Source organism: Alkalispirochaeta americana (assembly GCF_900156105.1).
Taxonomy (GTDB): domain Bacteria; phylum Spirochaetota; class Spirochaetia; order DSM-27196; family Alkalispirochaetaceae; genus Alkalispirochaeta; species Alkalispirochaeta americana.
This window is the reverse complement of sequence record NZ_FTMS01000018.1, coordinates 64,634-77,488: the sequence shown is the minus strand read 5'-3', so window position 1 is coordinate 77,488 and position 12,855 is coordinate 64,634. Positions and strand designations below refer to the sequence as shown.

9 protein-coding genes and 2 tRNA genes are annotated in these 12,855 nt (G+C 57.7%); 2 read left to right on the top strand and 9 right to left on the bottom strand.

The features are described 5' to 3' along the window. Positions 1–74: 74 nt before the first annotated feature. Positions 75–491 carry a hypothetical protein gene (locus BW950_RS12905; RefSeq protein ID WP_076489723.1) on the bottom strand — a complete coding sequence of 139 codons (417 nt, stop codon included), beginning with the start codon at positions 489–491 and terminating at the stop codon, positions 75–77. 124 nt (positions 492–615) lie between these two features. Between BW950_RS12905 and BW950_RS12900 the strand changes: the two genes are divergently transcribed. Continuing rightward, positions 616–1,248 carry an adenylate kinase gene (locus BW950_RS12900; protein WP_076489722.1) on the top strand — a complete coding sequence of 211 codons (633 nt, stop codon included), beginning with the start codon at positions 616–618 and terminating at the stop codon, positions 1,246–1,248. 156 nt (positions 1,249–1,404) lie between these two features. Here BW950_RS12900 and BW950_RS12895 read toward each other — a convergent pair whose 3' ends face one another. The 3 genes from BW950_RS12895 to BW950_RS12885 form a co-directional block, all read right to left on the bottom strand. Continuing rightward, positions 1,405–2,361, bottom strand: coding sequence for a tetratricopeptide repeat protein (locus BW950_RS12895; RefSeq protein ID WP_076489721.1), 957 nt, complete (start codon positions 2,359–2,361; stop codon positions 1,405–1,407). Next, entirely contained in the window at positions 2,361–3,434 is a 1,074-nt protein-coding gene (locus tag BW950_RS12890; RefSeq protein WP_076489720.1) for a uracil phosphoribosyltransferase, read from the bottom strand. Before BW950_RS12890 ends, BW950_RS12895 begins: the two co-directional genes overlap by 1 nt. 115 nt (positions 3,435–3,549) lie before the next feature. Then, positions 3,550–4,335: a hypothetical protein gene (locus BW950_RS12885; RefSeq protein ID WP_076489719.1), complete on the bottom strand. Its 786-nt coding sequence runs from the start codon at positions 4,333–4,335 to the stop codon at positions 3,550–3,552. 193 nt (positions 4,336–4,528) lie between these two features. Here BW950_RS12885 and BW950_RS12880 point away from each other — a divergent pair, with 193 nt between their 5' ends. Next, positions 4,529–5,806 carry an arginine deiminase gene (locus tag BW950_RS12880; RefSeq protein ID WP_076489718.1) on the top strand — a complete coding sequence of 426 codons (1,278 nt, stop codon included), beginning with the start codon at positions 4,529–4,531 and terminating at the stop codon, positions 5,804–5,806. On the opposite strand, the gene BW950_RS12875 is transcribed toward BW950_RS12880, so the two are convergent. The 5 genes from BW950_RS12875 to BW950_RS12850 form a co-directional block, all read right to left on the bottom strand. Continuing rightward, the gene (locus BW950_RS12875) at positions 5,706–10,085 is read right to left on the bottom strand and encodes an acyl-CoA dehydratase activase (protein WP_234969111.1); all 4,380 of its coding nucleotides are present in this window, start codon (positions 10,083–10,085) and stop codon (positions 5,706–5,708) included. The genes BW950_RS12880 and BW950_RS12875 overlap by 101 nt on opposite strands. 281 nt (positions 10,086–10,366) lie before the next feature. Continuing rightward, positions 10,367–10,438, bottom strand: a tRNA-Glu gene (locus BW950_RS12865). A gap of 48 nt (positions 10,439–10,486) precedes the next feature. Beyond that, a tRNA-Lys gene (locus tag BW950_RS12860) sits at positions 10,487–10,559 on the bottom strand. Positions 10,560–10,728: 169 nt separating this feature from the next. Next, the gene (locus tag BW950_RS12855) at positions 10,729–11,997 is read right to left on the bottom strand and encodes a hypothetical protein (protein WP_076489715.1); all 1,269 of its coding nucleotides are present in this window, start codon (positions 11,995–11,997) and stop codon (positions 10,729–10,731) included. Further along, a complete protein-coding gene (locus BW950_RS12850) occupies positions 11,990–12,805 on the bottom strand; it encodes a hypothetical protein (protein WP_076489714.1) in 816 nt (271 codons plus the stop codon). The genes BW950_RS12855 and BW950_RS12850 overlap by 8 nt, the downstream gene beginning before the upstream one ends. Positions 12,806–12,855: the final 50 nt, after the last annotated feature.

The window sequence follows — 12,855 nt, the reverse complement described above, 5'->3', positions numbered from 1 at the left end:
CTCAACTCATGGTTGGTTGCTCTCAGTCAGTGCACCGCATCACTGCCGTGCGAGGGTGAATCTATCAGCTCCCACTACTGCGCGTCAACTGCTTTCTCATCACTTTTTAAAAATTTCTTCTCTTCCTGCAGATTCTCTTTCGCCTGCGGCCCAAACTCCCCGGATTCCCCATGGCTCTGGTCCAGAGGGGTCTCGAGCGCCTGATCATCACCCAGGGCTTTCAGGCGATCATCGATAGCCCGCATCCGCTGGATCAACTCGTGCACACCGGGCGCGTCGCAACGCACAGTCTTTTTTCCCTCCAGGATAAACCGCTCTGCCACCAGAGCGCCCAGTTTTTCTTCGTTTCGCCGACGCTCTGCCATCAGATCGTGCCACTCAATCTTCCGGAGACCGGAATCGCTGAGCTCCTGGGCATTGCGCCGGGCCCAGTCGAGCCACGTTCGTGTTGATTCTTTGACTCCGTAGTGTAATTCATCCCAGATCTTCATGTCTCAAGAATAATACAAAGGACGCCGTCCGTACAGAAAAGGCTGCTAATCTTTGGCGGGAATGATTGACCGCACCCAATCCATCTTTTACCATGGAGCCTCTACATAACCAAGGAGGACACGCATGAAGATGGTATTTTTGGGCCCCCCCGGTGCCGGCAAGGGAACAATGGCAGTGCGGGTGGCCGAAGATGCGGGATTGCCCCACATCTCTACGGGAGACATCTTTCGCTATAACATCAAAAACCAGACCGACCTGGGAAAGAGGGTCAAATCCATTCTCGACGGAGGGGACCTGGTTCCGGATGAGCTCACCATCGAGCTGGTTCAGGATCGGTTGCAACAGGAGGATGCCCAAAAGGGTTTCATCCTGGACGGATTTCCCCGCACCATTCCCCAGGCAGACGCCCTTGCGACGATGCAGACCCTCGACTGGGTGATCAACTTTGAACTCTCCGATGAGGAGGTGTTGCGGCGGCTCACAGGACGACGTGTCCACCCCGGAAGCGGCCGAACCTACCACATTGTTTCCACTCCTCCAAAGGTAGAAGGAAAGGACGATGTCACGGGCGAGCCCCTGGTTCAACGGGAGGACGACAAGGAAGAGGCGATCAAAAACCGGCTTCGGGTGTACCGGGACCAGACCCAACCCCTGATCGATTATTATCGAAGCAGAGATATGCTCACCAACCTGGATGCATCGTCCTCACCAGCTGCTGTCTACGAGCTTCTGAAAGAGCTGCTCGGAATCAGCTGAATCGGCTCAACCCGAGCCGATCCGCAGCCGATCCGTAGAACCGGGACTGACCCGAACCGGGCCTTGGGCCAGCCCCTTTCAGGCCCGGTTCCGCACGCTCCACATCCCGCCCGGGAGAGAGGGCGTGCGGAAGGTCTTTGCTCCTCCCCTCAAACTTCATTCCGACTCTTCCTTGTGGGACTCCTCTTCTCCACGAGCTCTCTTGCGACTGCCTTCGAAAACTCCCTGAACAATCTCCTTTTCCTCCCCGGAGAGGATTTCCAGGAGACGACTTTCATCGTCTGCTTCGGGAAGCCAGTCTTCAAGAGAGCGCTCCAGCGCCAGGAGGCCGCTTTCGAAATCATCTGTTCCGGCGAGGTAGGCCCAAGCCTCTGCCCAAGCCACCTCAGGATCACGAAGAGCCTGCGAAGGCATATCTTCGAGCAACTCCAGAGCATCAAGGAAGAAGCTCCACTCCACGTAACGCCGAAACAGACGCCCCATCTCCCGGGCAGAACCCGCCACAAGAACACGATAGTGCGCCAGCTCCTCCAGAGCATCTTCTTCCTGGCCGGTCTGGAAAAGAGCATCCGCCAGGAGCCAACGAAAGTCCTTATCCCCTTCCGCGGCGGCCAGATGTTCTTCCAAAACAGCCACAGCTGCTCCGTAATTCCCCTCCATCACCTCCAGAAGGGCCAGGTTATAGGCGACCCGGCCCCGGGAGAGAGCCTCTTCCAGGAGATCGCCATAGACACGCCGTGCTCGAGAAATTTCCCCGAGACGATAGAGAGTATAGCCGTAGACCTCCCTGATCAGGGTATTCTCCGGATCCCGGGCCAGGAGAGTGGTCAGGATATCGAGCGCCTTCTGATCTTCTCCGCGCTCCAGGTATAGCCGGGCCAGATTGAACCCCGCAGCGGGGATGTTGTCGCTCAGCTCAATCGCCCGACGGTAGTAGCGATACGATCGTTCATAGTCCTGCAGCTCAAAATAGGCGTTCCCCAGATTGAAGTACTCCTGGGCCAGCTCCTGTCGGTCGACCCGGGAGACACAGCCTCCCATCCCCAGAGCCACCAGAGCCAGCAGAGCCAGCAGAGCCAGCAGGACGATGAAACGGCGACGCCAACAATCCATCACAACCGGGGATGATCCAGGACGGTATTTTCGATCGCCCGCACCTGCGCCCGGTAGAGGTTCGAGATAGTCGCTCCATAATCCGCGATAAGCTGGATGATGTTCCGGGGAGCCTCGTTCGTGTCCCGTCCGTTCAGGCGATCTCCGGCGTCACCCAGCCCCGGCAGGATATACGCAGATTCGTTGAGGACCGGATCCATCCAGAGGGTATACACCACAGCGTTGTCGATGGCGCGGGTGATTCTCAAGGCTCCTTTCAGAGCAGAGATGACGTTGAAGAACCGCACCGACCGGGGCTTGATGCCCTGGGCGGAGAGATACTGGACGATCGTGACCAGGCTGCCCCCCGTGGCGTTCATGGGATCAGCGAAAATGAGGTCCTTTCCATGGAGCGACTCCAGATCAAAATAAGATTTGTTGAGGTCGAGAATATACTCCATGTTTGATTCCTGCTTTGTGTCGTCCCGCCGGATACGAAAGAGAGCAAAGGGACTCACATAGCCCGTGGATGTGTATTCCTGGATCTCCTTGGACATGATCATCGAAGGCAGCAGCGCTCCCCGAAGCATCACACACATGACGGTGTTCTCCAGAACTTCGTCCACATCGGGAATTTTATGGACAGCAAAGTTCTGCACCGGAGCTGTCACGGGAGTGCGCACGATGAGATGGTTTTTCTGGTGATTATCTGGTTCAGCGTAGGCCAGATTAAAAAGGAGCTCGTAGGCGCGCTGAATGTAATAGACAAACTCGCTTTGCTGAGTCCGGGTATCACGCAATTTTGCGATAAGCCGGGAGGCCTCGCCGTGGACAGCCCGAGGGGTTTGGAAGGAATAGACCTGTATGCCCGGCTCCTCGGCGGTGAACTCTTTCATCCGGTCACCCATCTCCTGGTAGAGATCGATCAGATCCTGTTTTGCCCGTCGGGTACGGTCCTCGTTGGGGGCACTATCGAGGATTTTCATCGTATCGAGAGCTTTGGCGTACAAATCATCCATGGCAGAGACAACGGCCCGATCGTTTTCCGTGAGTGTTTCATCCAGATCGCTGGCTTTTAATATTACTTGATCCATGGGTTCATTATACGGCACCGGGGCGGACAAAAAAAGAGCCTTCCCTGCGTAAACGGGAAGGCTCCTGGTGAAAAAAAGCGTTCTGTCGGCAGAATGGCGACACCGCTATGGCACGCTACTGCAGAGGCGCTCCAAAAACGATCCCCAGGGCAAACGCCCTGTTATCGTCCAGGGCATCGGTCATCATGGCATCAATAACAAGCTTGTAGCGGCTGAGAGCCGGATAGGAGGCAAGATCGATCCGTATCCCTGTATTGAAAGCGCCCCGGTCCTGCGCATTGGGGCCCACAGCGTGCCAGCTGTAGGAAAAGTTGGAAAAATCGTTGACCCAGTGAACGAAACCCTGAAAAATATCCGGAAAAAGCACCAGGTCAAAACCCATACCGAAATCGATCGCTTCGCTTCCCGGCCCCATATCGCCAAAACTCTTGCCCACCACCACGGTCGTCTCGGCCGGCATATTGAAGAACTGCCCCGGGTAGGTGGCTGCCAGGTAGATCTGCTGAACCGTTTCGTCTTCGCCATTTATCTGAAGGAGCTGCACATTGCCACCAATGGCCACGGCCGTTCCCTGGGTGGGGAGCTGGAGTTTCCCGCTGATAATCATATCTTCGTTGTCGCTTCCCCGGTTCGTATCATAGGCGAAGGCGATCTCGGCAAGCCGGAACAGACTCAAGGAGGCCTTGTTGATATACGCCGTATGGTCATCATCGAAGATCGTATGGTGGCCCAGATCAAAACCAAGGTCGCTACTGTGCTCCCACCCGACCCGGCCCGTGGGTATCCCGATCAACCCGGTGGATCCGTTCAGGCTCATTCCTTTAAGCGATTGCCCAGAAAGAGACCCTGCCGCGAGAACGAGTAAAGATGCTGCAAGGGCGAGGGTAATTCTCTTTTTCATGATGCCTCCTTAGAATATTTCCGTGATGCCGACGAGTTGTCACAGAACCCTTTGCGGGAAATTTCTGCGTATATAATTACAAAACGAAAGATACACCGCGTCGAGATCGGAATCAACTCATTTCATAAAGGTTCTTCTGAAAATTCCCCAGGTGATTGCCTCCTTTCCCGGGAGGAACTACAATTCCCGGGCTATGAAATTAGGGATCGAATCAGAAATTTCCCCCCTGGCCTCGGTGGTACTTCACACCCCGGGGGCAGAGATCGAAGCGATGACCCCCTCTACGGCGGAAGAGTTACTCTATAATGACATCATTCCTCTTTCGGTAGTGCAGTCTCACCACCAACAACTCAAGGACGTGCTGAATCTCTTTTGCGATGTCTACGAGTTGACCGATCTGGCAGAGACGGCTCTCCGGGATGAATCGCTCCGATCCCGCCTGTGCAGCGAGATCATCGGCGATGCGACTCCCAGGGCCAGTGAGGAAGCGGCATGGACCTCCCTGGAGGAGTTGTTGGCACTTCCTCCTGGCGAACTGGTAAGAGCCCTGGTGGAAGGGATACCACTGCGGAGGGATTCTCTCCAAACCTTTCTCTCGGAACGCCGCTACGTCCACCCCCCCCTGCCCAATCTCTATTTCATGAGAGACTCGGCAGCTGTTGTGCGAAGCGGCCTCGTCACCGGCGCCATGGCGTATCCCGTGAGGGCTCCTGAATCACGGCTCGTGGCTGCAGCGGTGGCGGGTTCCCTGGGGACAGAGAGCCCCCTGCTTTTTGCAGGCGGCGATGAGGCGCGAAACGGATGCCGGCTTGAAGGAGGAGACCTTCTTGTGCTGGGCCCCAATCTTCTGGCGGTGGGAGTATCAGACCGAAGCAATGCCGCCGCGATCGACCGCCTGACAGGATCGATTTTGCAAACCTTTTCCGAGCCCCTTAGGGTGATCGCCGTCCCGCTTCCCCAGCAACGCTTTGCCATTCACCTGGATATGCTCTTCACCATGATAGATCACCATCGCGCCCTGGTTCATGCGCCCCACATGCTGGGCAACTCTCCCCTGCCGGTGGTAGAGATGTGGATAGAACCGGGACGTTTACCGACCTTCACCCGCCACACCTCCCTCCTTGCCTGCCTGGCAACACTGGGCATGGAGATTGAGCCGATCCTCTGCGGCGGAGAGAACCCCGTGAAGCAGGAGCGGGAACAATGGCTCTCGGGAACAAACGCCTTTGCCGTGGCACCCGGGCAGATTCTGGTCTACGACTGCAATACGGCCACGCTGGAAGAACTGGCCCGGGCAGGTTTCCGGATCAGGACAGCCCTGGATTTTATAACAGAAAACACCCCTCCCGCCCCGGAGGAGTGTCTGGCAATCACGATTCCCGGGGCAGAACTTGCCCGGGGCGGAGGGGGCCCCCGGTGCATGACCCTGCCGCTTCAACGCAGGGATCGCTTCCCCTCCCGGAGGGACTGACACCCTCAAGAGGGAGACCGGTCCCGTGGGGAAATCCTTCTCCGTTATCATGCCCGTTGTAGCGGGAAACGTTCACGGCAAAGACGTTCAGACGGTTCAGTGTGGTGGGCGGAAGCTGGTTTCCGTCCACCTCAACCGAGAGGAGCGGGTAGTTTCGCGTTCTGGCCCAGGGAGCGAAGACCCCCTCGATCACCCGCCCGATGAGACAGGCGAAGGGAGAAATGTTCACAATCCCCGAGTAGCCGTTTTCCATAGCTGCCGCAGCAGCTCCAGTGGAAACGGCAATTTCCGAGTTCAATTCAGGATTCACAAAATGCGTCTTCGTGCGCTCCATAATTTTCTTCATCGTCCCTGGTCCGGGAGGAACAAGGCGGGCCGTTGCGAGAATCTTGAGAACCCTCTGCTCTATGCGGTGCTTCCAGGCCCGCTCCAGACCAAGCCGCAGCAGCGCCCTGGCCTCCTGCGCAAAGGGCCGCACCCAGAGAGGCCGCAGGGAGAGGCGTTTTCGAAGCTCGTAGTCGCGCACAAAATCAAGATAGTGAATCCATTCACTCACGCCCGAGACCTTGGCCATGATTCCCTGGCGCGCCAGGGTACCCACCAGCTCATCCACAGCGTAGTCGTCGCGCCGCACGTAGATCTCCCCCACCACCAGAGCCTTGGGAACCTGCGAGAGATCTCGGGCCAGCGGAATGGCCTGAAAGACCTGGGCGGCTTCCTTCAGCGCCGGGTAGATATCGCTGAAGTTTCCCTCGGCCCTTTGCACCAGCTTTTGCCACTCCTGCCGGTACAGGGTGATCGCCTCACCGGGGTCTTCCGCACAGGTGCGCAGAGCCGTCTCAATGTCTTTCATGTAATCCGAAATAACCAGGGACTGCCACATGGCGGCCCCCACATCGGGGCCGATCTCGGTGTAGGAGTTGTCAGCGCTCATGGTAAAGATCACCAGGTTGTCAATCCGCAAATCCCGGAAGAGGTTCTCGTAGAACACGTAGTACTGCCCGGTCCGGCAGGGTCCTGTGGTGATGGGGACAAAAACCAGATAGATCTCGTCCTTGCGGTACTGATCGGAGGCGAGAAACTGCAGGACATTCCCCAGCACCAGATGGGCGGGAACGCACTCCTTGCCGGAGCAGTGACCCCGGGCAATCATGACGGTATGCGAATCGGCTGGAGGGAGCGCCTGGGCGTTAATCCCCCGGGACCGGATCACCGCCGCAAGCAACTCCGTTCCCAGCTCGCCCATGTTGGAGAGTAACAACTGTACCGAGGGGTTGTCCCGCACGGGGATGTCCTCCCCTGTGTTGCTATTGTGGACGACAATATCACCGTTCTCGGGTACAACCAGACGAAGCCCGTTATCGTAGCGCTCTTCCGCGAGAGAATCCCGCCGGGATGCGTAGCCCTCGACGATATCGAGGAAGGCCTCGATGCGCGTGTCGATACCGGCATCGGCGCTATGGGAATCGAGTTCCAGGATCAGGAAGGGTTTGGTTCCCATCTGCCACTTAAGATAGTGCAGCAAGAATGAATCAGGAGCACAGGAGAAGTTTGAGATAAAGGTGACATAGATGTTGGGCTCATCCTTGAGGAGTGCCGAAGCCTTCATGTCCTGCTGGCCATAATACCAGTACATGTTCGGGAAGATTTCCTGCCCTTCTTCAAGGGGGAGAATATCGAAGGGGATCACCACATGACCGCGAGAGGTAAACTTTCGCGGAATCCCCATGTTTGCTTCGGAAGTGAAGGCGTTGTACGGACGCCCCAGCAGAGCGATCACAGACCGCTGATTCTCACGGGCCTCGGCCAGAGCCTGCTGGCCCAGCGCTTGTGCGGCTTCCCGGTAGGCTTGCTGCTTCTCCAGAGCCAGGGCAAAGGCAGCATCGATTCGGGCTTCCGAGACCCCCAGGGGAAGAGCCAGCTTGCGAAAAAAATCCCGAGCCTTGCCGGGACCGTGCTTGAAGCTGACCACCACATCCAGGAACCGCTCGGGAGGGATATCAGGGAAGGCCTTGCGGATGTAATAGGGCAGCCCTTGCGTTATGGGACAAAAATTAGCGTGGACCGAATCTTCGTAACTTTCCAGGTCCCGCACATGGGGGGTAAAGATGAAATCCACTCCCTTGTCGATTACATTTTGAACCGCCCCGTGGGCGATCTCTGCGGGGAAGCAGTAAGAGCTCTCCACACGGGCTACCCCCTTGCGGTCAACGCCGTCGGACAGGACGGTGCGAAACCCCAGGGTGTGGAAGAACCAGCTATAGAAGGGATAGAGAGAATGAACTGAAAAGCTTCGGGGGATACCTACGGTGAGCGTGGCCGAAGGAGACTCAGCGGGGGCAGCCGGAGCGGCGTACTCCTGAAAGAGAAGCCGATTGCGTTCGTCCACGTAATTCACGGCTTCACCCGGGGCAGTTGTTGTTCCCGAGGCTCCGACGCTGGAGGCTCGGGCCCCGCTGTTGCTGTACTTGCTGCAACGCCCCCCGAAAAAACGGCGGTGGCCGTTGACCTCAAGGATTCGAATGGGACAGAGATTATCACAGGAGGAACAGACAAACTCACCCTTCTCGAAAATTTCCGTGGCCAGAATTCGTTCCAGGGCCCAGTTACCCTTTTCCAGAAGCCCCTGGCGGTTTTTTTCGCGTGCCAGAATTGCAACGCCGTAACACCCCATGAGTTCAGGATCCGGCGGAACCAGAATATCTCTGTTCAGGAGCATCGCAAAGGCAGGCGCCACGGCCTCGTTTTTTGCTACTCCGCCCTGAAGGAAAACTGTCTTCCCGATGGTACGGTTGCCCACGACCCGGTTTAGATAGTTTGCCACCACAGATGTGACGATACCAGCGGTGATGTCTTCCCTGCTTGCCCCCTGGGCGATGGCCTTGCGAATGTCGGAGTTGATAAAGGCAGAACAGTGCTCGCCAAACTTCAGAGGGGCCGCAGCCTGAAGAGCGAGGTCACCAATCTGATGTGCGTAGGGAATATTCAGATCGCCAGCAGCGCTTTCCTCGAGGAACGATCCTGTTCCCGCCGAGCAGGCCTCATTCATGGCATAATCGATGGGAACCCTGTTCTGAAGAAGGACGTATTTGGCGTCCTGCCCCCCGATCTCGAAGATCGTGTCTACCTGATCGCTGAACTGGGTTGTTCCGCAGGCGTGGGCGATGATCTCGTTGTAGACACCGGGAGTCTCCACAAACAGCCCCAGAGTTTCCCGCGATGACCCGGTAGTTGCCGCCAGCTCCACCACAAGGGTAGCTCCGTCGCCAAGCTGATCCTGAATCTGTTTCTGGAGTTCCGAGAGACAGACTTTCAGGGCCCGCACGGGATCTCCATGGGTGCGCCCGTAGTGGGAGGCTGCTATCCTGCCTGTTTCGGTATTGACCAGGCAGACCTTTGTGGTGGTTGAACCTCCATCGATTCCAAGAATGTACCGCCCCCCGGCCTGGAGGGGCTCGCGGATCTCCTCAAAGTACGTAACCCGATTTTGAGCTGTTCGCAACGAGGGAAACCGTTCAAACCGTATCCGGGCCTCCTGGACCATCTGGCTGGTATCGTCGGGGATCGTTCCTGCTTCCTCAGCCAGAAGGGCCGCCCCGAAGGCTTCGTAGAACACTGCCTCGGGGGGGACATCGAAGGTTATCTCCGGGGCAAGTCCGCGCAACGCTCTGAGAACGTGACGGTTCGCCGTGATCCCTCCCGTAAGAATGACACGGCCGGAAGAGATCTTTGCGCGGCTTAAGAAATCAGCCACCTTGGTGGCCATGACCTGGCTCAGACTCACGGTGATCTCTTCCCGGCTGGCCTGACGCTTGTTCAGCTTGTGTGTACAGTCGCTCTTCATGAAGACCGAACACCGCGAAGAGAGGGCGCAGGTAGCGGTGTCCTCGGGTATGAGGTTTACTTCGTCCAGTTCCATGTGCATGCGGCCCAGCTGCTGCCGGAAGAACTCTCCCGTGCCGCTGGCACACTTGTTTCCGGAAAAGTTCCCCCGCACGTGGCCCTGCTCGTCCAGGGTATAGAGGATCAGCTCCTCCCCTCCCATGGAGACAATTGCCACGGCCGGCTCAGCCCCCTGCTCACGCTTTGCCAGAGCTCGCTCCAGGCAAAGAGGCTCAATGGCCGAGGCGGCCTGAACCAGCTCCCGAGCCTCGGTGCCAGTCACAAGAACCCTGGTTCCCCGGGGCAGTTTCTGGAGAGCGAGCTCCCTCTCGAGCACGGAGATCACCGCTCCCTCGTGAGGGATGACACGCCACCATTCGATGGAATGGTTCTTCATATGAACAAGTTTTATACTTGAGGAGCCCAAGGATATGCCCAGCGTATTCATACAGACCTCTACTATGTTTAATCTTTTCCGAGAGACTCTACCACGACGGATGTGGGCAATATAAGCCCCCGGCCGATTTCATTATGGTTAAAATTGTACCACGATATCCAGAGCCGGACAGACAAAACCAGCTCGTGCAGGACCAAGCGGGGCGAGAAACAGACCAAACAGAAAGAATAAACAGGGCGGAAGAATAAAAAACCCCTCCCGGGGATGGAGGGGTCTGAGAGCATCTCCTGCGGGGATCGAACCCGCGTTGCCGGGATGAAAACCCGGTGTCCTAACCACTAGACGAAGGAGACCCGTGCACGGCCAGGCACGTTGTAACGACAACGCCCACGACCTGTTTCTGAGCCGCGCTGGGTTCGAACCAGCGACCCACGCCTTAAAAGGGCGTTGCTCTACCAGCTGAGCTAGCGGCCCATACTCGTGCTCGTAACGAGGCCAAAATCTACCGGGAAGAGCCCCCCTTGTCAAGGGTTTTTTCGGCCCCGACCGGGTTTTTTCCCGATTTCCGGAGCAGCGCACCCGGCACCAAAGGGAAGAACCGGACGCCCTGTGCAGCCCCTGGCAAATCTGACCCTGCGCGGTTCTACAGACGGAAGGCAAACTCCAGAGCTGCCCCACTCACCTGCTGATCTCCGGGGTATCGCCCAAACTCACGGGCAAAGATCGCGAAGTTCACCGAGAGAAGCGACAAATCCATCCCGAAACCAGCCGTGGCGTACCCCTGATTCACCCCGAAGCGCAGAGCCAGGAAATTAAGCATCTCCACCTCGGTCCCAAAATGCAGTCGGGTCCACATTGAACGGGCCTTGTCGCTGTCCTGATCGGTCATTTTAAAGGGATCGGTCACCTGGGCATGGATCACGGGGTTAATAATCAGCCGGGTGTCTCCCAGATCAGGACGCCAGGCGATGCCGAAGGAAAACTCCATGGGGATCACGTAATTCTCTTTCACGTAGGAGGGATCGTCCTGGTCGGACGATTTTTCCGGAAGCCCTCCTTCCATAAGAGAATCGGCAATCTCCCGCAGGGAGTTCCTGGAGTAATCCATTTGGGTATTAAAGAGGTTTCGAGCCTGAACACCCAGCGTCACAGACCCGTACGTAGCCAAAAGCCCTGCATCGAAGGAAACTCCCCAGCCGTTCAGGGCGGTGATCGAATCCATGAGGTCCTCGTCATCGTCAGCGCCCTCGACCTCCACATCGAAGTAGCGCGAGATCAATTCAGCGGCAGTATCGGAATCGACCAGTGAAACGATCCGCAGAGTGGGCCGCAAAGCCGCGCCAAGGGACAGCGAGACAGGGCCGATCTCCAGGGGATAGGCGTAGGCTACGGCGAGCATCAGCTGCTGCTGGATCTCGCCCTGAAGCCCCAGGGGAAAGGTCTCGCCGTAGAGATAACTGTCCATGGCGATGTTTAGCCCCAAACCCACACGACTGCCGATGTATCCAATACCCAGGGCAGCACCCAGGCCAAAGCCGTTGGTGGTGAACTGCTCCTTCAGATTCTTGATGATCGGGTCGTCGTCATCGTCGCTGTCCAGGGATTCATCGGCCCCCATGGCGCCGATGGTGGGAAGGATCTTCCCCGGCCTCGAATGCACCCAGAGGGTCATGGAGGGTATGGTGAGACGCGGGCCCTCGGAGCGGGCCACCCCGGCAGGGTTGGTAAAGAGGCTGTCATAGCCCTGGGCGATGGCGGTAAAAGAACCTCCCTGACCCATGATCCGGGGCGAGAGAGGCCTGAACTCGGGCTGTTTCACCGTTGAGGCGTATCCCGGGGCAAGCCCTCCCAGAAATCCTCCCAGGAAAACGAGCACCAGCACTGCACGAACAGCCCGTGCGCGATCAGACATCGTCAAGAACTCCTCCAAATCCGGCGGCGTTGAAGATATTCCGCAGGGGGCTTCCCTCGGGAGCAAACTCCACGCCGTTATCGTAGGGAAGAGTAATCCAATCCGTATCCCGATCCCCCTGAGGTTTGGCAAGCTCCGCCGCCAGAGCGGCGATGCCGTCCTCTGCGTCTGCTCCGTTTGCCTTGGCGATATCCTTCACTACCAGAGCCACGAGCGCATTCTGGGCTACGGCTCCCTTGTTGGTTCCCGCAGGCATCTGCGGCTCCGGATCATCATCAGACGATGCCAGGGTGGTTCCCAGAGCCTCGTAGGCTCCGGCAGCGTTCACCAGATTCCGCAGAACCGCCGAAATTTTTGCCTCGTCACCACGGACACCCGAGGGAAGGAGTTGATCGAGCAAGGCCTCAGGGTCCTCCTCGAAGGTATCTATTCCTCCGTCAGTAAGGACGTCGATGGCGTTGTTGATTGTTTCGCCGGCATCAGTCTCGCGCAGGTTCACCTGACCTGCCAGGATCGCCGCTTTCTGCCGTGTCGCTTTGGGAACATCAGCATCGTCGGCGGCATAAACGCTCTCCAGAGCATCGTTGAGCCCTGCCCGGTCCGACGCGGAGAGCTCCCGGAAAAACCGGGAACTCCCGGCAGCATCGTCCAGGGCCGAAACAAACCCCGGAGCCCGGGCGGGGAGGACAACCCCTCCGTCGCTGTATTTTCTCAGGATAGCCGAGGCCGATTCCGGCCCGGCGAAGTTCTCGAAGAGGTTTCCCTCGAACACCGTGTCGCAGGAGACCAGCCCCAACAAGAGGGCCACTGCCCACCCCTGCAAGGCCCGCGCCGGGAGACAAGAGAAAAAAGTCCTGA